Annotated in this window: 19 protein-coding genes and 1 CRISPR repeat array; of the genes, 9 read left to right on the plus strand and 10 right to left on the minus strand. The window is 41.0% G+C overall.

The window, feature by feature from the left end; genetic code table 11:
- Window positions 1–2: 2 nt before the first annotated feature.
- Complete coding sequence (locus BMW53_RS01150; RefSeq protein WP_038561200.1) at window positions 3–2,087, plus strand: TonB-dependent receptor family protein; 2,085 nt, start codon at window positions 3–5, stop codon at window positions 2,085–2,087.
- Between the two features lie 21 nt (window positions 2,088–2,108).
- Here the strand turns inward: BMW53_RS01150 and BMW53_RS01155 are convergent, their stop codons facing one another.
- Window positions 2,109–3,992, minus strand: a complete 1,884-nt coding sequence (locus BMW53_RS01155; protein ID WP_168136435.1) for an OmpA family protein — start codon at window positions 3,990–3,992, stop codon at window positions 2,109–2,111.
- A 176-nt stretch (window positions 3,993–4,168) separates the two neighbouring features.
- Between BMW53_RS01155 and BMW53_RS01160 the strand changes: the two genes are divergently transcribed.
- Window positions 4,169–4,348, plus strand: a complete 180-nt coding sequence (locus BMW53_RS01160) for a hypothetical protein (protein ID WP_038561194.1) — start codon at window positions 4,169–4,171, stop codon at window positions 4,346–4,348.
- A gap of 50 nt (window positions 4,349–4,398) precedes the next feature.
- On the opposite strand, the gene BMW53_RS01165 is transcribed toward BMW53_RS01160, so the two are convergent.
- On the minus strand, window positions 4,399–4,881 hold the full coding sequence (locus BMW53_RS01165; RefSeq protein ID WP_038561190.1) for a PaaI family thioesterase: 483 nt from the start codon (window positions 4,879–4,881) through the stop codon (window positions 4,399–4,401).
- A gap of 185 nt (window positions 4,882–5,066) precedes the next feature.
- Window positions 5,067–5,885: a prohibitin family protein gene (locus BMW53_RS01170; RefSeq protein ID WP_038561187.1), complete on the minus strand. Its 819-nt coding sequence runs from the start codon at window positions 5,883–5,885 to the stop codon at window positions 5,067–5,069.
- A gap of 165 nt (window positions 5,886–6,050) precedes the next feature.
- Here BMW53_RS01170 and BMW53_RS01175 point away from each other — a divergent pair, with 165 nt between their 5' ends.
- On the plus strand, window positions 6,051–7,163 hold the full coding sequence (locus tag BMW53_RS01175) for a gamma-glutamyl-gamma-aminobutyrate hydrolase family protein (protein WP_038561185.1): 1,113 nt from the start codon (window positions 6,051–6,053) through the stop codon (window positions 7,161–7,163).
- A gap of 109 nt (window positions 7,164–7,272) precedes the next feature.
- On the opposite strand, the gene ovoA is transcribed toward BMW53_RS01175, so the two are convergent.
- Both ovoA and BMW53_RS01185 read right to left on the minus strand, forming a co-directional pair.
- Window positions 7,273–9,372: a 5-histidylcysteine sulfoxide synthase gene (gene ovoA, locus BMW53_RS01180; RefSeq protein WP_074780094.1), complete on the minus strand. Its 2,100-nt coding sequence runs from the start codon at window positions 9,370–9,372 to the stop codon at window positions 7,273–7,275.
- 111 nt (window positions 9,373–9,483) lie between these two features.
- Window positions 9,484–10,020 (minus strand): GNAT family N-acetyltransferase, encoded by a 537-nt coding sequence (locus tag BMW53_RS01185; protein WP_038561182.1) that lies wholly within the window; start codon window positions 10,018–10,020, stop codon window positions 9,484–9,486.
- A 114-nt stretch (window positions 10,021–10,134) separates the two neighbouring features.
- Between BMW53_RS01185 and BMW53_RS01190 the strand changes: the two genes are divergently transcribed.
- The 6 genes from BMW53_RS01190 to BMW53_RS01215 all read left to right on the plus strand — a co-directional run bounded on the left by BMW53_RS01190 (window position 10,135) and on the right by BMW53_RS01215 (window position 16,943).
- Entirely contained in the window at window positions 10,135–11,709 is a 1,575-nt protein-coding gene (locus BMW53_RS01190) for a peptide chain release factor 3 (RefSeq protein WP_038561179.1), read from the plus strand.
- A gap of 142 nt (window positions 11,710–11,851) precedes the next feature.
- Window positions 11,852–12,424, plus strand: a complete 573-nt coding sequence (locus BMW53_RS01195) for a DUF2179 domain-containing protein (RefSeq protein ID WP_038561176.1) — start codon at window positions 11,852–11,854, stop codon at window positions 12,422–12,424.
- A 273-nt stretch (window positions 12,425–12,697) separates the two neighbouring features.
- The gene (locus BMW53_RS01200) at window positions 12,698–13,249 is read left to right on the plus strand and encodes a helix-turn-helix domain-containing protein (protein WP_038561162.1); all 552 of its coding nucleotides are present in this window, start codon (window positions 12,698–12,700) and stop codon (window positions 13,247–13,249) included.
- 163 nt (window positions 13,250–13,412) lie between these two features.
- Window positions 13,413–15,374 carry a DUF4914 family protein gene (locus BMW53_RS01205; protein ID WP_038561159.1) on the plus strand — a complete coding sequence of 654 codons (1,962 nt, stop codon included), beginning with the start codon at window positions 13,413–13,415 and terminating at the stop codon, window positions 15,372–15,374.
- Entirely contained in the window at window positions 15,343–15,816 is a 474-nt protein-coding gene (locus BMW53_RS01210) for an AIR carboxylase family protein (protein WP_038561156.1), read from the plus strand. Before BMW53_RS01205 ends, BMW53_RS01210 begins: the two co-directional genes overlap by 32 nt.
- Before the next feature lie 170 nt (window positions 15,817–15,986).
- Window positions 15,987–16,943, plus strand: a complete 957-nt coding sequence (locus BMW53_RS01215) for an L-threonylcarbamoyladenylate synthase (RefSeq protein WP_038561153.1) — start codon at window positions 15,987–15,989, stop codon at window positions 16,941–16,943.
- A 116-nt stretch (window positions 16,944–17,059) separates the two neighbouring features.
- Window positions 17,060–20,521: direct repeats of the CRISPR family, unit length 36 nt; unit sequence GGTGAATATCATTTCAATTTTACATCAAACCACAAC.
- Window positions 20,522–20,740: 219 nt separating this feature from the next.
- On the opposite strand, the gene cas2 is transcribed toward BMW53_RS01215, so the two are convergent.
- From cas2 to BMW53_RS01240, 5 genes are all read right to left on the minus strand, one after another.
- Entirely contained in the window at window positions 20,741–21,046 is a 306-nt protein-coding gene (gene cas2 / locus BMW53_RS01220; protein WP_217642862.1) for a CRISPR-associated endonuclease Cas2, read from the minus strand.
- 96 nt (window positions 21,047–21,142) lie between these two features.
- Entirely contained in the window at window positions 21,143–22,033 is an 891-nt protein-coding gene (gene cas1, locus BMW53_RS01225; protein ID WP_038561147.1) for a type II CRISPR-associated endonuclease Cas1, read from the minus strand.
- A 52-nt stretch (window positions 22,034–22,085) separates the two neighbouring features.
- Window positions 22,086–22,709 carry a hypothetical protein gene (locus tag BMW53_RS01230; RefSeq protein ID WP_038561144.1) on the minus strand — a complete coding sequence of 208 codons (624 nt, stop codon included), beginning with the start codon at window positions 22,707–22,709 and terminating at the stop codon, window positions 22,086–22,088.
- A gap of 63 nt (window positions 22,710–22,772) precedes the next feature.
- Window positions 22,773–23,429 (minus strand): PQLLE family protein, encoded by a 657-nt coding sequence (locus tag BMW53_RS01235; RefSeq protein ID WP_038561141.1) that lies wholly within the window; start codon window positions 23,427–23,429, stop codon window positions 22,773–22,775.
- Window positions 23,430–23,626: 197 nt separating this feature from the next.
- A complete protein-coding gene (locus BMW53_RS01240) occupies window positions 23,627–23,827 on the minus strand; it encodes a hypothetical protein (protein ID WP_139177988.1) in 201 nt (66 codons plus the stop codon).
- Window positions 23,828–23,983: the final 156 nt, after the last annotated feature.

The raw sequence follows: 23,983 nt of genomic DNA on the forward strand, positions 1-23,983 counted from the left end.
TCATGAAAACGAGATGGTGTACATTTCTGGCTTTACTGATTATTTTTGGGTTTATTCCTTCGAAGGTGGTGTTTGCACAATTACCGTTTACCCGACAAGATACAACGCTCTTAAGCGACCAGATAGAAGAAATTACCATTACTGCATTTCGTTCGCCTTACAATATTTTTAATACACCGGCACCGGTTAATTTGCTGCAACCCGCGCAACTGGAGTCGGGCGATGCGCTCACTCCCATAGATGCATTAAACCGCATTCCGGGAATTTTAATGCACCACGGCACCATTAACACCAACCGCTTAACCATTCGCGGAATTGGCTCGCGAACGCCATACGGCACCAATAAAATTAAGGCCTATTTCGGCGAAATACCATTAACCACCGGCGATGGTGAAACCGTTTTGGAAGACCTTGAAAATTCAGCTATCCAGCGCGTTGAAATTATTAAAGGCCCCTCATCGAGTTTGTACGGTGCCGGCCTGGCCGGAGTATTACTTTTTCACCCGAAAACAGTGGTGAAAGATTTTGTTCAGAACAGGACTACAGTGGCGTCGTTCGGAACGTATAAAAACACACTAACCGCTGGAGTTAGTACAAATAAGCTTCAGATTTACACACTTGGCTCACTGCTATCGAGCGATGGCTACCGCGAAAATAATTCGACGAACCGGGGCAACCTCCTCATTAATTCGATTTACAACTTCTCGGAAAAATCGAACCTTCAGTTTTTGCTAAAAGCCACTAAAATGAAAGGATATATTCCGAGTTCGCTCGATTTGGAAACCTATAAAAACGATCCGGAAAGTGCGGCACAAAACTGGGCTTCGGTGAAAGGCTTCGAAGAATATACCAACTCGCAGTTTGGTGCTTCGTTTAACCGTTTTACGCTTAACGATGGGAAAATATCGATTGGTGTTTTCGGAAGTATCCGCGATCTAGATGAACTGCGTCCGTTTAATCGACTGAAAGAATCGTCAGATTATATCGGCTGGCGCGCTTACATTCAAAAAGTTGTTGCCACTGAAGAGTTTCGCCTGGTAATGACAACCGGTTTGGAGATGTTTCGCGAAACGTACGACTGGCAAACTTTTAACAATGACAACGACCAGTTACTTTCCGATAACAATGAAAAAAGGCAATACGAAAATATCTTTGTTCAGCTGGAATCGAACATTAAAGAGCGCGTATTTATTTCTGCCGGGCTGAACGGCAACCTCACCCGTTTTAAATACACCGATCATTATACCGAAAACGGCGACCAATCGGGCAACCGAAATTACAAACCAGTTTTGTCGCCACGTTTAGGTGTTAACGTTCTTTTAAATCACGAAAATTCTGTTTTTGCAAATATCAGCCATGGATTTTCCACACCAAGCTTCGAAGAAACGCTGATGCCCGAAGGCAGCATAAACCCAGAAATAAAACCGGAATCGGGATGGAGTTTTGAAACAGGATTCAGAACCCAGATTACCAACCGTTTTAAACTTTCGGCAAGCTACTACCGCATTTATATCGACAACCTGCTTGTTGCACACCGCACCGGCGAAGATGCTTATATTGGTGTTAATGCCGGACAATCGGTGCACCCGGGTTTTGAAACCGAATTCACCTGGGTAACAATCACGCATCGCAGAAATCCCCTGCTTACCTTATACGGAAGCGCCACATTGGCCAACTATCATTTTAACGATTTTGTGAATCTTGGAAACGATTATTCCGGCAATCTTTTACCCGGAACGGCAAAAGAGACCTTTAGTATCGGTGCCACGTTAATCCCCGTCAAAAATTTGTCGATAAACGGCTGGTACCGTTATAACGGAGAGATGCCTGTTAACGATGCCAATTCCACTTTCTCTGATGCATTTGGATTGACAAACGCTGAAATCAGGTATCAGGGGAAAAAAGACAACTTTAAATTTGATATACGCGGAGGCATTCAAAATATTTTTGATATGCATTATGCCTCAATGCTTGCTGTTAATGCCCCATCGTTTGGCGGCAATCCTCCACGCTACTACTATCCGGGAAATCCCCGAAATTTCTATATAAGCATACTAATTGGCCTTACCGGAAATAATACTCCATAATTAAGCCAGAAGCCGAGATCATTATTTTGCGATGACTTTAATCGTTGTTCTACGGTTTAAGCGGCGGCCTTCAACTGTTTCGTTAGTGGCCACAGCTTTGGTATCGCCATAACCTTGCGATTGTAAACGACTACCGGGAATACCATTTTCAACAAGGTAATCAACCACCGATTTTGCCCTTAGTTTTGAAAGTTCAAGGTTACTTTCCGGATTACCCGAGCTATCGGTATGTCCCTGAATTTCCACTTTTAAACCGCTGTTGTTTTTCAAAAAGCTAACCAGTTTCTGAAGCTCCGGTTCTGATTCGGAAAGAATGGCAAACGAATCGGTTTCGTAATAAATATTGTGAAGGTCCATTTCGGCACCAACTTCTATGGGCTCCAAATCGATGTTCAGGATAAACGGATCGGTTAATGAGTTTTCATCAGCCAGACGCATGGATTGTGAGTAGAACATAAATCCATCTTCCGAAACATTAAAGGCATAATTGCGGCCAACAGGCAAAGCCAGCATAATCTGGCCATTTTCGTCGGCCTTTTCAATGCGAGGCTCTTCAACCGATGAATTCAGGTTAACCAGTTCAATATCGGCCATAATAGGCGCTGTGGTTACTTTGTTCGTAACTTTTGCTCTTATGTAAGTAACAGGTCGCGGTTGCAGACCACGATCGAGGTTAAAGGAGAAGATATCGAGCCCGTTTTCCGATTCTCTTGCCGATGAAAAATAAGCAACATCGCCAATCGAACTAATTGTAAGCCCCATATCATCCTGGTAGGTATTAATGGGGTAACCCATATTTTTCAGGTTTTCCACCTTGCCGTTTTCGTTTATTTCGGCGGTAAACAGATCAAGTCCGCCCATACCCACATGCGTATCGGAAGCGAAATAGAAATTATGGTTATTGGCATGAATAAACGGTGAAATTTCGTCGCCCGAAGTATTTAAGGCATCCATATTTTCGGGCTTTCCCCATTGTGGTTCCCCGCTTTCAGCAAAACCATTGAAGGCTATTCGCCAGATATCTTTTTGTCCTTTTCCGCCGGGCCGGTTGCTCGAAAAATACAAGTATCGGTTATCCGACGACAGCGATGGCTGTCCCTCCCACGACGAAGAATTTAACGGAGCACCTGCATTTCGCGGTTCTGTCCATTTTCCTTCAACCAATCGCGAGAAATAGATATCGCAACTTCCCAAACCATCTTCGCGGTTACAGGCTGTAAAAAAGAGTATTTTTGCATCGGCCGATAAGGTTTGTGCGCCTTCATTATCGCTGGTATTGACTTCGCTTATCGGAATAGCATTGTCCCAGTTAAACGAGTCGATCCCGGCCATAAAAAAGTCTTCCTGTGGCCGGCCACCGTCTTTCATTAAACGCGTAAAAACCAAGTGTTTCCCATCTAACGAAGGAGTTGGCCAATACTCATCATTAGGTGTATTTATTTCATCACCCAAATTAGTGGGCTCAAAAGCTACCGGATTCGCAATACTGTTGATGGCAAACCGACAACTGGCAATTTTGCAGGCCAGAAGAAACTGCCGCTTTTCCGGGATATCTTTGTTTTCCGTGTATTTTTCGTAGAAACTGAGTGCCTCAGAATACATGCCCAGTTTATAAAACGCTTCTCCGAGTCGGAAATCGATAAGCGGATTATCATCCAGCTCAACAGCTTGTGTTAAGTGTTTAATTTCCAATCGGGTTGAATCAATATCTTTGTAAATCTCAGCCAAAAGCAAATGTGCCGGAGCGTACCCGGGATCTTTCTGTAAAATCTTATCCGCTGTTTCAATTGCAGCAGGATAACTATCTTCAACATAGTACCTTCTGGCCTCTTCAAACAACTTTTCTGAACGCTTATTATCTTGTGCAAATGTGCTTACCCAGCACACTCCACAAACTATTAACACTAGAAGTTTTTTTAATTTACTCATTGATAACATAGTACAAACACTTTCGTATAAAAATACAATTTGGTAAAAATAATAAACGAATGATTTGTTTTATTTATTTTTTTTCTATTTTGCCCTCGTAAATTTAATTATTTTAAGAGTATTACAATTAATGACATTGGTTTGCTGACGTGATGAAAAAGAAAGTAAACAAAACCCGACACCCGGAACTGGACAAATTCGACCGAAAACAAAAGAAACACGGAGGTTCCCGTGAAAAAAGTTCAAAACATAAATATTCTATTTACGACGAATTCGATGAAGAAGACGATATGCCGGACTATACTTCCGAATTCGACGAAGAAGAAGAATAGTCTCCTTCCATATTAATTCATTTTTTCTGCACGGCAGAGGCTGCAGAAAATTAATCGTAAAATGCCTCAATACCGGGGTATTGGTATCGTGCTTTGGCTATTTTCTCGGGAAAAACAAAGTACGAAAGCTCTGCTTTTGCGCACTCCTCGCCGGCTCCGTCGTAAAGCGATGCGCTTATTTTTGCCGTCCGCCCTTCGTGCGAAACCAGTTTTCCTTTTATGGTAACTTCGCCTTTTGAAACTTTCACTGCCTTTAAATAGCTCACCTGCATATCAGTGGTCACACCCGCGGTTTTTAGTTTCAGCATAACTACCCAACCACCGATTTCGTCGAGCAAGGTAGCCTGAATTCCACCGTGTAAAACGCCAATCCAACCTTCGTAACTACGTTCGGGTTTCCATTTGGTGATAATTTCTTCGCCATCTTCCCAAAACTCGAGCTGCAGGCCCGCACTGTTGTATGGCGAACAGGCAAAACAATTGTATTCGCCAATGTTCTGTGGATCTTTCCAGGGATTTTTGATTTTTTTCATGCTAAGTATTATTTCATCTTACTCTGCCTATTCACCCCCTATCGTCACTTTGTTCCGATTGTCCCCCCTCAAGGGGGACAGGAGCGCCGAAGAAGCGACAGGGGGTAATATCAGCCTAGGCACACGCTTGTTTAACCAAAACGAGCCGGCAAATACCAGCTCGTTTCTCAACCTATTTTAAACTTCTAATTATTTCCTAAAATAATCGGCAGCCCGTCTTTTCCACTACCAATAACAACCACTTTCGAGTTTGGCGACTCGGCCAGCGACGTTGTTGCCTCAATACCACGCTGCGTTAAAATGTTGTCAGTTAAGCTGGCATTGATAATACGGTTATAATTCGCAATACCTTCGGCCTCGATTCTGCGTCGTTCGGCTTCCGACTCTTCGCGTTTCAACCGAAATTCATACGCCAGGGCTTCCTGTTCCTGCTGCAATTTATTTTCAATTGCCCCTTTAATTTGAGCCGGCAAATTAATCGAGCGGATTAACAAAGCACGCATATCGATAAAGTTTGCACTTAATGCTTTTTTGGTTTCTGTAATTATCGACTGCTCTACTTCGGCCCTTTTTGTTGAGTAAATTTCCTCGGCAGTATAACGACCTGCAACCTGCCTTACCGATGAGCGAACCTCAGGAATAACCAACACATTTACAAAGTTAACTCCGAACTGTTCGTGCAAAAATCCAATTTTACTATACGATGGATTAAAACGTACTGTCACATCAACATTCACCGAAAGACCGTTTTTATCCAACACGTCCATTGTTTCCTCGCGCTGTTGTTCGCGTACATTATAAATTTCCAGTTCGTTCCACGGAGCGATTACATGGAATCCTTCTCCAAAAATATTATCCTTATCCAAACCGGTGGTATAAGGTTTAAAAATTACCGCCTTTTCACCAGGCTTTAATATTTTAAACATGCGGCCACCAAAAAGCAGCAAAACAATTAAGATAACTGCACCCAATACCAGGTAAGATGATTTAAAATTGAATTTCATAACCTTTCTTCTTTTTATGTGATTAGACAAATGTACAAAGTTTACAGAATGTGCACGGCCTAAATTATGTTTTATTTAAATACTGCTATCAGTGTATTGCCGGAACTGGTATTCTTTTAATTTTGATGATGAAAACTCGAGGCGAAAAACATTAACTGATTTAAGATGAAGAAGCTGCTTTTACTTCTGTTTGCGTTTCTGTTGCTTGGTAACGCATTCGCACAACATTTTTTCGATACTGATTTTAATCCCCGCAAAAAGTACATTATTCTTTGCGATCCTACAGTTAATCACATAAAAACTATTAAATACCTTGCTGATAACAACATCCTGAAATTAAATAAAAACAAGGTGAAATTTGTGGCTGTTTATTACCAGGGGCAAAAAACCGATTACACCGAAACGCAAAATTACATTAACGAAAACAAGCTTGAAAACTTTTACCTGCACGAAATTACAGGCGAGTTGAACGAAACAAATTTGTACCGGGAAAATGCTGTTACCCACCAACTGAAAAAGGTTTTCGATAACTCGATCGGTGTTATCTTTTTTGGCGGAGCCGATATTCCTCCGACCATTTATGGCGAGGAAAATACGAAATCGGGTGTTTATACGCCTGCCCGCCATTATTACGAAGCCACTTTTATGTTTCACCTGCTGGGAGGTTACCAGAACGAATCGTTTAAACCCTTCCTTGCCGAGCGCCCCGATTATGTGGTAACCGGATTTTGTTTGGGTATGCAAACCATGAATGTGGCCACCGGTGGAACGTTGATTCAGGATATTCCTGCCGAAATTTACAAGGCCGAAACACCCGAAGAAACCGTTGCCATTGGCCGTGCCAATATGCACCGCAACTATTGGCAGTTAATCGGGGAAGATTCGCTTTTTATGGGCATCAACCTGCACACCATCCAATTTACCGATAATCCGTTTTTTGGTGAAACCATAAAAACATCAAAGAAGGCTACTCCGCGGATTTACAGCAGTCACCACCAGGCTATTGAAAAGCTGGGAAAAGGTTTGGAAGTTACCTGTTTATCGCCCGACGGAAAAATTATTGAAGGAGTTACACACAGCACTTATCCGCACGTTTTTGCCGTACAGTTCCACCCCGAAGTTTCGGCTTTGTACGAAAACATGGAACTGAAAATCTTTCATCCGGATGATGAGCCCGCCACTTACCACGACATCCTTGGAAAATCAAGTGTTAAGTTTCACAAGAACTATTGGAAACACATTTCAAAATCGTTTAAAGACGTGAAAAAGCCGAAATAACGTTGAATATCTCAACAAAATAGCGGTATGCCGGATGCCTCAGAATGAAGAGCCCGAAGATTAACGAACAACTCAAACTTCGGGCTCCTTTCTTTTCGATTTCCGGCGCTTAGCGCTTTTTCCAAACAGAGATTTCAACCACAGAAACCTCTACATTACGCGATGACAAAATTTTTGCTGCAGGCAGGTTTTGTCGTTCTTCAACTAATTCAAAATTATCCTGCAACAAAGCTTTTATTCCTTCGAATGAAGTAACCGGCTCACCATCCTGCTTAAACGCTCCCGGCCAGTTTTCCCGTTTTATTTTGTTCTTTTCCCAATCGTAAGCTGAGCCTAAGATTAGAATTCCTGCGGCATTTAATCGCTCGTGAATCGATGCCAGAAACTGCTTTGGATTATAAAGTTCTTCCAGTAAGTTAATGGCCAAAATAACATCGTAACCTGTGTAAATTGGTTTTAAGTTGTTGGCATCGGCCTGCATAAACTGCAGGTTATCTTTTGGATTCAATCCAAGCTCCAACAACTGCACATCGTTATAATGTACGAGTTCACCTTCATCTTTTGTAATGTAGCGAATAAAGCCCTGCTCCTGCAATTGAATGGCCATTCGGATAAAACGTGCTGAAAAATCGATTCCGGTAATTTGTTTAAAAGAATCCGACAATTCGAAAACCGTTCTTCCGGTATCGCAATTCAAATCGAGCAGTTTCAGCGATTTTTGATTGCCCGCATATTGTTTGCAGATTCCAGCAATACTTTTCGGGAAATTATTAAATCCTAAAACCGGCTTACCGTAATTAAACTCGCACGATTGTGCTACTTCCGAATCGGTTTCATACGAATCATTTCGAATAATCAGTGGATTTTCAGATTCCACCAAGCGAAATCCGGCATGCTGATAAAAATGCCTGCGGAAAGCATAGCGTGCGTGCCAGGTGGCTTCGTTTCCGGTTGAAATCCACGAACCTCCTTTTATCATGTTGTGTTTGCCATCGAAAGTAGGCGTTGAAAAATCGTCGTATAAAGGGTGCACCTTAAAGCCCGGATAACCGGTAACCGGCGTTTCAGTCCACTGCCACACATTTCCGATAATATCGTAAAATTCGCCGTGCTTAAATTGATCTACGGGGCAAGGCGACACAAACTTCTCCAAACCAATATTTGCTTGTAGCTTATTAAAATTGTTGTCGGTTATGCCGTTCTGTTCCGCCAGTCGATACCACTCCGCTTCGGTTGGCAAACGATAAGTTTTACCTGTCGTTTTAGTCTTCCAGTTGGCAAAAGCTTTTGCTTCCAGGTAATTCAGCTCAACCGGCCAGTTCCAGGGCATTTCAATTTCCTGATCAAAAAGCCGCAAAAAGTATTTATCCTCATTTTTCCGCCAAAACAGCGGAAATTCTGCTTTTTTATATTGGCACCAATTCCAACCTTCTTCTGTCCAATAATCTTCTGTTTTATAACCGCCAGCCTCTACAAACGCTAAAAATTCACCATTTGACACCAAATACTCCGATGCTTTAAAAGCATTAACCTCAATCCGGTGCTCGCCATATTCAACATCCCAGCCGTAAAATCGGTGCTCGTAAGGTTTTCCGATAACCACTACCCCTCCTTCAACGTTTAACATACGATTCTTGGGAGCAGTTCCCGATTCTTTGCAAGGAACATCAAAAACATCCGGCTTTAAAAATTCCAGCGGTAATTGCCTTATCAGCACCGACGAAGTTTCGATATGAATGCGTTCGTGTTCAATCCCCATCATAATTATCCAAAACGGATTCTCCCAGTTAATGGGCAAAGTAAGCGGAGTGGAATCAATTACCTTTAACACCACTTCTTTCACTTTCCGACGGTATTCAAATACCTCTTTTACAGTAGGCCAATCGTAGTTCGATTCATTCAGATCGTCCCAACTCATTTCGTCAACACCAATGGCGAAAACCGACTCGAAATGAGAATCTATCCGATGATCGATAATTTTAGCCAGCACCAGCTTATTAATAAAAAACACGGCCGTATGTCCGTAATAGAAAATGAGTGGATGCCGCAGCGGATCGGCCCGGCGATAAAAAGCTTTATCGTTTTTCAGGTGCTCGTACAGTTTTTCATCCAGCGCATATGTTTTTAAAAAGTAATCGCGGATTTCAGCCTTTTTTTCTTCGGCATTTCCATTAATTAAATCGGTTGTACAGGCTACAAAATTATTCATAATCTAATCTATATAGGAGAATCGGATTTCAAAATATTGACGAATATAATCAGCTTATAGCAAATCAACGATGAAAAATGTTTAAGTTATTGATAAAAATTGAGCTGAAAATCAGCTAAGTCTTTGATGCAGATAGATCTTTTCAAAATCAAAAGTTCCACTTTTATCAGCCAGCATTTTGGGTTGAACCATTGTTGCATAAACCTCGAATCCCATTTTTTTGTACAAATCAACAGCGGCTTCATTCTCTTCCCAAACGCGGATAAAAGCATGGTCAAATTGCGTCCTGTCTGTTTCTTTAAGAAATAAGGTAAGTAGCCTTTTTCCAATTCCCTGCCTCTGTTTTGATTTTTCAACCATCATTTCAGCCACATAAACCGAACGTTTAACATCAAAGTTTTGCGCGATCTCTTCGGGCAGTAATCGATCGAAACTTAACGGTGTTACCAAAATTACTCCTGCCACTTCATGCTCTTCCATGGCAAAAATTCCGTATCCAACATCAAAAATTGCCTGAAGATAGGCAGCTGTTTCTTCTTCCGAATGGTATTGAAAACTTTTTCCTGCCGAAAATGTGTTGATATACAAATTCACCAGGTCATTTTTGTAGGCATTGAATTTCAGTTCGTCGACATTTATAAATATCATGTTTCCTTTGCTTTTCCTTTTTTAGTTTTAACAGCCAAGCGCTCTTTCTGTTTTATTTAATTGAATTAAAATATCTTTTCTATTTTTGCGGCCGCATTACATATAAGATAGCAAATGAGTTTTTTAGAAGAAATACAACGTCGTCGCACTTTTGGAATTGTGAGTCACCCGGATGCCGGGAAAACCACCCTAACCGAGAAGCTGCTTCTTTTTGGTGGAGCAATTCGTGTGGCAGGTGCCGTAAAAAGCAACAAAATTAAAAAGGGTGCCACTTCCGATTTTATGGAGATCGAGCGCCAGCGTGGTATTTCTGTGGCTACTTCGGTAATGGGTTTCGAGTATAACGGCTACAAAGTAAATATTCTGGATACCCCAGGTCACCAGGATTTCCAGGAAGATACTTTCCGCACACTTACCGCCGTCGATAGTGTAATTATCGTTATTGATGCTGCAAAAGGGGTTGAGCCGCAAACCGAAAAACTAATGAACGTTTGCCGCATGCGCAAAACGCCGGTTATCGTTTTTGTAAATAAAATGGACCGCCCGGCGGGAGATCCGTTTACCTTGATGGATGAAATTGAGGATCAGCTGAAAATTAAAGTGCGCCCGCTAAGTTGGCCGATAAACAACGGCCCCGACTTTAAAGGCGTTTACAATATTTTTAACCGCAGCCTGAAATTGTTTACGCCCGATATTCAGGAAATTGAAGAACGTATTAAGTTTGAAGATATTTCGGACCCCACTTTGGAAGACCACATTGGCGAAGATGCCGACGTACTGCGCGAAGAACTGGAACTGGTGGAAGGAATTTACCCGGAGTTTAATAACGAAGACTACCTGTCGGGCGAACTGGCACCGGTATTTTTTGGTAGTGCGCTGTATAATTTCGGCGTACAGGAATTGCTCGATTCTTTTGTAAAAATTGCGCCAACACCACAACCCAGCGAAACAGAAGAGCGTGTTGTAAAACCCGAGGAAAAAGGATTTACCGGCTTTGTTTTTAAAATTCACGCCAACATCGATCCGAACCACCGCAGCCGGATTGCCTTTGTAAAAATATGCTCGGGAAAATTCGAGCGGAATAAAATGTATAAAAATGTCCGGTTGGGAAAATCCTTCCGCATTTCGAGCCCAACCGCTTTTATGGCTTCACAAAAAGAAATCGTTGAAGAGGCTTTCCCCGGAGATATTATTGGTGTGCCCGACACCGGAAACTACATCATTGGCGACACCGTTACCGATGGAGAAGATATCCATTTCAAAGGCTTGCCAAGCTTCTCGCCCGAGATGTTCCGTTTTGTTGAAAATGCCGACCCAATGAAATCGAAACAGCTGGCGAAAGGAGTTGACCAGTTAATGGACGAAGGTGTGGCGCAGCTTTTTACCAGTGCTTTTAACGGACGCAAAATTATTGGTACCGTTGGTCAGCTTCAGTTTGAAGTTATTCAGTACCGCCTTGAACACGAATACGGCGCAAAATGTCGGTTCGAGCCGCTGTCGATGCACAAAGCCTGCTGGATTGAGTGCAACGACGAAAAAGTGCTGACCGAATTTAAAAAGCGCAAGCACCAGAAAATGGCAAAAGACAAACTGGGGCGCGATGTTTTTATGGCCGATTCTGCCTTTATTTTACAAATGGCGCAGGACGAATTTAAAGACATTAAGTTCCATTTTACTTCGGAGTTTTAGGAAAAAAGGCAAAAGTAAAAAGTACAAAATAAAAAGTATGGGGACTGTTATTTCGAACAAAAAGAGAAACCGCTAACTTTGAAACAACTATTTAGCAGTTTTTCCGGCATCGAAATGATGTAAGAATTCATACATTTACATTATGGAAACAAGTTTTTACGATAGTGCATTTTTTACCTACGGCTTACTTCCCGGGCTGATCTTTTTTTCGCGTGTTATGGATGTAACTATTGGAACCATTCGAATTGTTATGGTTTCAAAAGGGCACAAGTTATGGGCCCCGTTACTCGGATTTTTCGAAATTCTGATTTGGCTGATTGCCATTTCAAAAATTTTTCAAAATCTCGACAACTGGTTTTGTTACATCGCTTATGCGGCCGGTTTTGCCTGTGGAAATTATGTAGGCTTACTTATTGAAGAGAAACTGGCTGTTGGTATTGTAAAGCTGCAAATAATTACCCGTAAGGAAGCAAGCAAACTTATTGAAAACCTTACTGCCGCCGGTTATGGAATAACACATCATAACGCTCAGGGAGCCAACGAACGGGTGAGCATTATTCACAGTATTATCAAGCGTTCGGAAATTAAAAAAGTGGAAACAATTGTTAAAACAACCAACCCAAAGGCATTCTATTCGGTTGAAGATGTGAAATTTGTAAATGAAGGCGTCTTCCCTGTTCATCCGGCGCGTTTCCGCATTCGAAAAGGAAAATAATTCTGTTCCCGCCAACATTTAATTCCTGCAACCAAACCGTATTACACTTTTTAAAATTGCTCTAAAACCATTAGTGAAGACCTACAGGCTTTAAAGCATTTTATTGTTGTTACCCCAAAGCACGTAGCACACAAAAACCAATTAACCCTCACTTAATTATTTAAATGCATTTTAACATTCTGCATTTTTCTTTTACTTTTATGCCTCATAATAAATTTACTGCAACACATAAATACCGGAAAGCTAATACCCGGCAAAAACCAAATTATACTAATGAAACGACTTGGCGAAAGAATAAGAAGAAAGCGGGACGCCTTACACCTAAAACTCAACGACTTATCAAAAAAAGTTGGTATCAGTTCAAGTGCACTTTCACAAATTGAAAAAGCCAAAGCATTTCCCTCCATTCTTACTCTTAAGAATATTGCCGACAGTTTAAACACCACAGTGGGCGAATTAATTGGCGAAAATGAAACATTACTTAATCAACCACTCATAAAAAACGATGAAAAAAAGTTTGTAAAGAAGAATGAATCGGGCACAAAATTATACCTGCTTTCTCATCACGATCCGCACAAACAAATGGAAACTTATGAACTTGAATTTGCACCGGGATCCGATAGCAAAGGTATTATGACTGCCCATCCGGGTCAGGAGTTTTGTCATGTAACAGAAGGAAAACTGGCAATTCTGCTTGATGGTAAACCGTATATTCTTGAAACGGGCGACAGTTTCTATTTTAATTCAAACATTACGCATAATGCGCAAAACATAATTGAAGGAACTACACGAGTTGTTTGGGTAGTAACACCTCCCAATATCTAGTTAAAACAGGCATGTAATTTAAATACCACTTCATTTATTAAATATTTTCTAATTTTTATTAAGCTATACTTTATTTATTAATCAATACTAAAGCTTTTTATACATTTGTGGTCGAATTCGATTTTATACCGATTTGGTTATTACACCACAAAAAATAAGAAGAATGAAGATAGCTTTTCCAGATTTTAAAACTAAACTTGATAAAAAAGGCGTTAAGCTGCCTGCAAACATTGAAAAAGTATTAAGTGCATGCCAATCTTTTACATGCTACAATACAACCGAAGAGCTTGCCGATGCTGCTACCTGCGGAAAAGAGAACAATGAGTTTGCCGTATCGTACGATATTGAAGGCAAAGGAACTTTTACAGAAGCGATAGTACACCGCGTACAAAACGGTATTTCCGTAAACTACACCGAAGCGTACATGCGTCGGCGCGATCCGGGAACCATGGTTATTGGAGATGATAAACCTACCGGTAAACAACGTTTTTCAGAAAAATATAATTACCCGTTTTCCGATATTCAGAAAGAAACCTTTGACTGGTTAAAAGAAAATGACCTTGCTGTGTTTTTCTATTTTGCCGGACGACAGGGAATCGGCTCATTAGGCATTGCAATTGCGCCTGCCAATGCCGGATTTTTCGCCATGGGTTTATCCATGCTACAGGAAATTGTGGCTATCGATGAGCTGGCAGAAAACAGCGAATTAAAATCGGTAATTTATGTTGCGCCGGTATTCAGGCACACCCATTTCGATGGAAAACAAGTGGTTGTTCACAACCGCTTAGACGATATTCACGAATTGTATTCGTACAACCTATATCCGGGTCCCAGTGCCAAAAAAGGGCTGTATGGCGTGTTGTTAACCCAGGGCGAAAAAGAAGAATGGGTAACGGCTCACTGTTCTGCCGTTCAATCGATAAGTCCGTACGACATTGTTACCACATTTATGCACGAAGGGGCCAGTGGCGGAGGAAAATCGGAACTGCACCAGCACATTGTAAGAGAAACCGACGGTAGAGTTCTGTTGGGTAAGAATTCGGTTACTGGCGAAACCCGTTATATCACTATTCCGCGCACCTGTAACTTCCTGCCCATTGCCGACGATATGGCTTTCTGTCATCCATCGTTCCAGAAAAAGAACGGTAAACTTGGTATTATGGATGCGGAAAACGCATGGTTTGTCAGGGTTGACAGTGTTAACCAATACGGCGATGATCCGGTTCTTGAAAAGGCAACGATACATCCGAAAAAACCCTTGCTGTTTTTAAATATCGACACAAAGCCTGAATCAACAGCCCTGATCTGGAATCATATTGAAGATGAACCGGGCAAGCCTTGTCCGAATCCACGGGTTGTTCTTCCACGCGAAAGTGTTGAAAACACCATTAACGGATCGGTTTCGGTTGATGTGCGTAGTTTTGGTATCCGTACACCTAAATGTTCGAAAGAAGATCCAACGTACGGAATTGTAGGTTTGTTTCACGTATTGCCACCGGCTTTGGCCTGGTTGTGGCGTTTGGTTGCCCCTCGCGGACACAAAAACCCAAGTATTGTTGGCACCGGAGCCATGGAAAGCGAAGGAGTTGGTTCGTACTGGCCTTTTGCCACCGGCGACCGGATTATTCACGCCAACCTGTTGTTGAAGCAAATTATTGAAACACCACGTACCATTTTTTCGCTGGTACCCAACCAAAACATTGGCGTTTGGGAAGTTGGTTTTAAACCGCAGCTTTTAATGCGCGAATATTTAACCCGAAGAGGTGGCGCCAAATTAAAAGACGACCAGATACAAGCAGCACGTTGTCCGCTTTTGGGTTACGAGCTAAATTACCTCACCATCGAAAGCTCAAAAATCCCTTCCCGATTCCTGAAAGTGTACAACCAGGTTGAAGTGGGTACCGAAGGCTACGATGCCGGAGCAGAAGTTTTACAGGAATTCTTTAACCGCGAGCTGAAGAAATTCATGCACAAAGACCTGTTCCACACCGGAAGAAAAATTATTGACGCTTGTTTGTCAAACGCGTCGATTGAAGAATACAACCAGATAATTCCTATGGATTACGAATATTCATTTAATAATATTGAAGACTATGAGCAAAGTAGTTATAATAATGGGCTCTAAAGCCGATCTGGACTGGGCCAACAAAATTGTTGATGCACTAAACGGGTTTAAAATCGATTCAGAATGTTTTATTGCTTCGGCGCACAAGGTACCGCTTGAGTGTTATAACATTATTAAAGAGCAGGAAATGCACAACCCGGTATTCATTACCATAGCAGGAATGAGCAACGCACTAAGCGGATTCTCCGATGCGCAAACCAATTGCCCGGTTATTGCATGTCCTCCTGTTGGCGACTCGTTTGCCGGCGCCGATATTTATTCGAGCCTGCGAATGCCTTCGGGTGTTGCTCCCATGGTAATTTTAAATCCCAAAAACGCAGCACTGGCAGCAGCTAAAATTATTGGATTAAACAACGATGAAGTGCGTACCGAGGTATCAAAATTTCAGGAGGCACAACGGCAAAAATTAATTGAAGACAACAGTTCAATAAGAAGTAATTAGTTAAATATTGGTCTTTTTCCTGGAGGCAGGTAGTTTTTTTTCACAATCTACTTAATAATTAACTTGATAACTTATCGGCAGTTCAGGAAAACTTTAATCATAAAGGGAGATTTGTTTTAACAACTCTCCCTAATTTTTTAGATATTTGTGCCCACAAAATTGAAGCAAGAATGAGTTCGATTAGCAACGATATAAAATTAGCTGCCCAGCTTATCGGGAATGGTGAGTTGGTGGCTTTTCCTACCGAAACGGTATATGGTTTAGGTGCAGATGCATTTAATGCCGAGGCGGTTGCAAAAATATTTGCAACAAAAGAACGACCAACATTTAATCCGCTAATTGTACATATTCGTGATATTTCAGAACTGGAAAAACTTTTTGTTGAGATCGATGATGCGCTTTTAAAACTGGCCGAACACTTTTGGCCGGGGCCTTTAACCATTGTTGCCAAAAAACAACAAGCGGTACCCGATATCGTTTCAGCCGGATTGGATACAGTGGCTGTTCGTATGCCCGCCAACCAAACTGCCCGCGAACTGTTAAAACTTTCAGGGAAGTGCATTGCTGCACCCAGTGCCAACCGATTTGGGATGTTAAGCCCAACTACGCCCGAGCACGTTCAAAAACAGCTTCCTGAGCTCAAATGCATACTCAACGGCGAACTTCCTAAAGTTGGTATTGAGTCAACAGTGATTGAACTGTGCCAGGGAGAATTTAAAATACTGCGACCCGGTTTTATTACCGAGCAGGATTTAATGAAAGTGCTACCGCAAAGTAAAGCGAAAGAGGCCAATTCGCCGATCAAATCACCGGGGTTGCTAAAATCGCACTACAGCCCCCGGAAACCAATGTACCTTTTGGGCAACGAACCGGAATACTCTGCCAACAAAAAATATGGATTTCTGGCTTTTTCTGAAGTAAAAAATCCGGACAAATATCATCAGATAGAAAGGTTGTCAACCAACGCGGATTTAGGCGAGGCTGCAGCAAATTTCTTTGAGGCATTGCACCGTCTCGAGGATTCGGATGTCGATCTGATTATTGCAGAACCGGTGCCTGAAACCGGTATCGGCATTGCCATTATGGATCGCCTGAACAAGGCTGTTTATCAGTATCGGGGGAAATAAGCAGGAAATATTTATACCTTCAAGGTTTTGAAAACCTTGTAGGTATATCCATTACAAATTTCACCAATTTTACATCAAACCACAACTTCTGTCATAACGATATTAATGATGTTTCAGGTGAATATCATTTCAATTTTACATCAAACCACAACGCCGAGCCGACAGTTACGGAAGTATGGTGTGGTGAATATCATTTCAATTTTACATCAAACCACAACTGGGATCAGCTCTTTAATGTTTCCCTGTAGGTGAATATCATTTCAATTTTACATCAAACCACAACGTAAGTTGGATTGAAATAATCAGCAATAGCGGTGAATATCATTTCAATTTTACATCAAACCACAACCCGGGAACACTTCTGCACAATCTAACACAGGTGAATATCATTTCAATTTTACATCAAACCACAACTATAACCATAAGCTGCAGGGGTGTCAATAAGGTGAATATCATTTCAATTTTACATCAAACCACAACAAGTGGTTTTCCTGAACGTCTTTCAGTGCCGGTGAATATCATTTCAATTTTACATCAAACCACAACTTTCCTTAAAGTTCCTATTTAAATGTTCCAGGTGAATATCATTTCAATTTTACATCAAACCACAACAGCCGTAAGAGCTATACCAACAATCCCACCGGTGAATATCATTTCAATTTTACATCAAACCACAACATGTGGTTACGTTTGATGAAAATAGGGCGGGGTGAATATCATTTCAATTTTACATCAAACCACAACAAGCACAAAAAGGCGATTGAGGCACTGGCAGGTGAATATCATTTCAATTTTACATCAAACCACAACACCAGAATGGCAAACACTCCAACTATTATTGGTGAATATCATTTCAATTTTACATCAAACCACAACAGGTATATAGCTCTGCACGGCTTCGTCGGCGGTGAATATCATTTCAATTTTACATCAAACCACAACTCCAGGGCGTTACTCATTACAACAATTTTTGGTGAATATCATTTCAATTTTACATCAAACCACAACTATCTGTACGCTTTTACCCATCCTACAGGAGGTGAATATCATTTCAATTTTACATCAAACCACAACTTCGTGAAGCAAGTTGAGAATTATACCCAGGGTGAATATCATTTCAATTTTACATCAAACCACAACCATTTGATAGATAAAAAGAAGATGTGTATTGGTGAATATCATTTCAATTTTACATCAAACCACAACTGTATGGCCGCCGCTGGTGCCGCCGTTGGTGGTGAATATCATTTCAATTTTACATCAAACCACAACGGAGTGCGACCATTCCCATTGCTTTAGGAGGTGAATATCATTTCAATTTTACATCAAACCACAACTGAAGCAAGCTTCAAAGTGATAAATCCGTTGGTGAATATCATTTCAATTTTACATCAAACCACAACAGCAGCAAATCTTTAATTCTTTTATCGGCTGGTGAATATCATTTCAATTTTACATCAAACCACAACTTTTAGTGTGTTGTATAACATGTTTTTCAGGTGAATATCATTTCAATTTTACATCAAACCACAACCTCGTGCAAACGTTTCTCCAACACACCTCGGGTGAATATCATTTCAATTTTACATCAAACCACAACCACCCTTGGCGACACCTTCACCGAAACATTGGTGAATATCATTTCAATTTTACATCAAACCACAACAAGTCGCAGCGAATTTCCATGCAGGTTATGGGTGAATATCATTTCAATTTTACATCAAACCACAACTGCAACAAAATGAGTCCTGCCCTACTCCACTGGTGAATATCATTTCAATTTTACATCAAACCACAACAGGTATCGAACCTGTATTAACACCATTTACGGTGAATATCATTTCAATTTTACATCAAACCACAACTTTCATGGCAGTGCGATGAAAACCCCGGTTGGTGAATATCATTTCAATTTTACATCAAACCACAACCTCGATGGTTAGGATATAGTTTTCAGTCTCGGTGAATATCATTTCAATTTTACATCAAACCACAACCAGAACTATGTTGAGCGGGTTTACGATGTTGGTGAATATCATTTCAATTTTACATCAAACCACAACTGGTTGCCGCAAATAAGACAGTATCTAAACGGTGAATATCATTTCAATTTTACATCAAACCACAACTTAATTTTATCCAATCTCCTTCATAAATTTCGGTGAATATCATTTCAATTTTACATCAAACCACAACGGGAATGTATTTAACTACGACTTAAATTTTGGTGAATATCATTTCAATTTTACATCAAACCACAACTTAATACCACCTTGAGTGTCTTTGCACTGTGGTGAATATCATTTCAATTTTACATCAAACCACAACCTCGCGTCGGTCGTTTTTCTCTACATTTAAGGTGAATATCATTTCAATTTTACATCAAACCACAACTGCGGTATTGTTTGGATAATAACCCCTCAAGGTGAATATCATTTCAATTTTACATCAAACCACAACTGTGATAAATCGTCAGGCTCATTCCAGATGGTGAATATCATTTCAATTTTACATCAAACCACAACTTTACAATAGATAGCGGAGTTTGTTTCATTGGTGAATATCATTTCAATTTTACATCAAACCACAACCTCAGCTACAACCATGATCGAACCATCCTCGGTGAATATCATTTCAATTTTACATCAAACCACAACATTTAAGGCTTTCATAACAAATGAGCCGGAGGTGAATATCATTTCAATTTTACATCAAACCACAACTGTCACGACAGAGTGGTTAAAGACGTTGGAGGTGAATATCATTTCAATTTTACATCAAACCACAACTGGTCAGAATAAGTGGCTGAATAAAGTTTGGTGAATATCATTTCAATTTTACATCAAACCACAACCCAATTCCGAAACGATTGGTACACCGGCAAGGTGAATATCATTTCAATTTTACATCAAACCACAACGATGGTGGGCATATTTTATTCTTGGTTTATGGTGAATATCATTTCAATTTTACATCAAACCACAACTGAATAGGGCGGGGGGCGGTGTCGTTTTGCGGTGAATATCATTTCAATTTTACATCAAACCACAACTATTGAATAAACTACGAATGATCAGAGAAGGTGAATATCATTTCAATTTTACATCAAACCACAACACAAATGCTTCGTTGTTTATTAAGCTGATAGGTGAATATCATTTCAATTTTACATCAAACCACAACTGGATGGTCAAGGTATAAGTCGTGGAATTGGTGAATATCATTTCAATTTTACATCAAACCACAACTAATTACATTTAATCAAATTTGGTGTTCGCGGTGAATATCATTTCAATTTTACATCAAACCACAACAAGAGTTAGAGTCTAAACTTGAAGATATTAGGTGAATATCATTTCAATTTTACATCAAACCACAACTCGGCATACGAGCGGATCTACATGAATAAAGGTGAATATCATTTCAATTTTACATCAAACCACAACTGATCAGAATTCGGACCTTGAAAATGAAAAGGTGAATATCATTTCAATTTTACATCAAACCACAACTAAAAAACTAAGTTTCTACAATCCTTGAACGGTGAATATCATTTCAATTTTACATCAAACCACAACCAAGCGGTGGGTATGCCCTGTTTTTACGGGTGTTTCCGGTAAAAACACGATGGCTATAATACCCTGTTTCCGGCAGAGAAGCGGAATGATGCACTGTTTTTTTCATTCTATGTGGTATAATTGATATTCGGTCACAATATCAAAGAACGGAGTTCGAATATAGTGTTTTCCATCCAAACCTTCAAGGTTTTCGAAACCTTGAAGGTTTAAGAAAGTCAATTAAAACATTTCCAACTGTTTGGGGCCTTCGGGCAAGGGGCTCGATTTGTTGCCCCATACATTAACGATGTTTCCGTATTGTTTGTCGGTAACGGTAAGTATGCTTACCTGTCCGTGTTCGGGGATAAAACTTTTGATACGTTTTATATGCACCTCGGCACTTTCCTTACTGGCACAATGGCGGTTATACACCGAGAACTGCATCATCGAAAAGCCATCTTTCATCAGATCTTTCCGGAAACGGGTTGCCAGCCGGCGCTCCTTTTTGGTGGTAACCGGGAGGTCGAAAAAAACGAATAACCACATAATATGATAGGCGTTTAATCGGGTTTGTTGCATAGCATTGTTCGTGTTTTCAGACCTTCAAGGTTTTAGAAACCTTGAAGGTCTAATTTGAAAAGATTATCCAAACACCGGATAAATGATTTTACGTTGTTCGCCGGCAAAACAGCGGGCCAGCGAGGCAGTAGTTTGCGACAGGGCTACCATAAGCGGACGTTTGTTGTCGCCAATTTTTACATCTGCTGTCATCAGCTGCAACAGTTCGGCTTTGTGTTCCTTTTCGAGCGCAAATGTTCCCGGGTATTTTTCATCCAGGTCGCAGGCAATTTCATCAACATAAGGACGGTAAGGTTCCATTATATCGTCGGCCAGGCAAAAGGCGTTGTAGCGATTGCGGTGGTGGATGCCCAGCGTAGCCAACAGCCCCGACCCCGCCAGTGACCGTGCCACAGCCGAACGCAACAGAATATAGCCGTAGTTCAGAAAATTATTGGGTGGTGCGCCGTAGCGGTCGCGGATAAACTCTTTTCCGAGTAAAGCCGTCCAGTAAATACGGGCAGCAAAGCCTTCGCGGTTATCGCTGTCGCCACTTTTAATTGTTTTAGCAATATTTTTTAGTTGTAAACTTTTCTTCCCCAATTTATCGAGTAAGGCCGCCTGGTTTTTCACTTTTGCCTCGATGGTTTGTTTCCACAGGTTCTTTTTCAGCGGTTCGGAAGCTGCTATCTGTGCCCTGAAAAGTTCGCTTTGAATGTGATGGGCATCGAGCGGCAGCAACATCGACGAGGGCATATGTTTGCTGTTACAAAAAACGGTAGCCACATTGTATTCGCTCAGTTCTTCTACCAGTTTCATCGAGAATGAAATTTGGGGATGGTCGAGCACCAGGAAGCCGATATCTTCAACCGGGGCCGATTTTAGCAACATCCCTCCCCTTTCGCTCACCTGCAGTTGTTTGTTTTTTAACGACAGGTAGTAGGGGTTGGAGATGAATAAGGTTCGTTTTAGCATGGTTTTAACTTAATTGGTTTTTATATACAGACCTTTAAGGTTTTTTTAAACCTTAAAGGTCTCCCGGTAAACGAATATTCAATTCATCGAATTTTCTTATTTCTTCCTGCAAATGAAACTTTTCGAAATTCGATTTATCACGAAACCACTTTAGCACTTCTGCCCTACTTAGTTTTGTAGCTTTTGGCGATACAATTGTTAGGTACGAGCTCCACGGATAATCAAGGTAATGATCGCAAAAACCGTGATGGATTGGGTTATGGTGAATATAATAAACTAAATATTTCAGATGGGCATCAGATTCAACCTTTATTCTTCGGAACGGATGTTCGAACAAACTTCCGGTGCGGTGATAACGTTTGTTTATGGCTTTGGTGTAGGCGTTGAACAAGTTTGCAAATTGTTGATTAACCCCATTTCTGTTTGTTCCTTTCAAACCTTCAAGGTTTTGGAAACCTTGAAGGTTTAGTTCCTTAACAGTTTTAATTCTAATCAAAAAATGAAAATGATTCCGCATCAATACCCAGGCAAAGGTTTCTGCCACCGGCGAAATATATTTATCGTACAAATGCAGAAAATACTCATAGTTTTCATTCTCGCGGAACAGGTTGCAGCCGTTAATTCCACGGTTGTAGATGTGATAGAAATTTCCGTATTCGAGCAGGATGGTTTTCATTTCTTTATTTTACTAATAGACCTTCAAGGTTTTTAAAACCTTGAAGGTCTGGTTCGAACAAGATCAGCCTTTCACCACAATACCCAGTTTTTCCAGCAACTGAGGTTTATCGGCCAGGGCTATACGGGCAATAACTTCGTAGTCGGTTACCCATTCGGCCAGTTCTTCCATTTTTTCGTCGCGCTCTTGTGTCGCATTCTGGGCATCGCCCATTTCCTTTTTCTTATTCTCCGATGCGGTAGCAACAGCATCAATCATAGCGAGCTCTCCGGTCAACATCGCTTCGGTTTGCCCGTATTTTGCCAGCTCCGTTTTCCAGGCTTCGTTGGCCAAAATGGCCCGGTAAAAACTACGGGTTTGGTTTAACCATCCGCTGAAGGTAGAAGCACGGCGCCCTGTTAAATCGAGGGTTGAAATAGCCTGTACATCGCCTTTAAAAGCAATTTTACTGATGGCCAAAACGGCCATATAAACTTTGTGTGCATTTGTGCGCTGGTTATCGAAAACCTGTTGGGCGGCATCCACCTCGCCGTATTCGCGCTTTTGAGTTTCAACCAAAGTGGTAGCCTCGTCCAGCAGGTTTTGTCCTTCCAAAAGTTTTTCCTGATTGTAGCCCATAAGGCTAACTGCATTGAGAATAAGCGGATCGCTTAAGCTGTTATTAATACGCAATCCCGACTGAAATAAAATTTCGTCCACATTCATTTGTGATGCATTCATTTGTGAAAATTTAAATCTGAAAAAAATTTAAAACGTATCCTGCCTAAACAGGCAGCTGAAGGACGAACATTGGGAGAAACTGAAAATTGGAGGCTATTCTCCAGCAGTTTTGGGTTTTTCCACTGTTCCGGGTCGATTAACAATATTTACATGAACGATACTTTGGTTTTCTGTTTTTTTCTGTTGCGAAATGCAATTTACCAGCGAGAAATGCAATTTACCGGCGCGGAATGCAATACAACGGCGTTGCCTTGCATTTCTCGCTGGTTTTTTCCATTTCGCAGTGGTTTTTTCCATTCCTCGGTGGTTTTTTCTGTTTCGCGCTGGTAGTGAGCCATTCCGCGCCGGTTTTTTGTATTTCTCCGCGGTAAATGCCGTTTCGCGCTGGTTTTTTCCATTCCGCAGTGGTTTTTAGCAGTTTTGTTTTGGTTTTTAGCACATTGTGTTGTTTTACGGTTTATCTATTCGGTATTTGTTTCGGATACCTTTTCCAAAGTTTGAAACTTTGGAAAAGGTTGGAACTTTGGCTTAGGCTGGCCGCTTGTTTTCGGTTG

Origin of the sequence: Draconibacterium orientale (genome assembly GCF_900111425.1) — a bacterium.
Classification (GTDB): Bacteria; Bacteroidota; Bacteroidia; order Bacteroidales; family Prolixibacteraceae; genus Draconibacterium; species Draconibacterium orientale.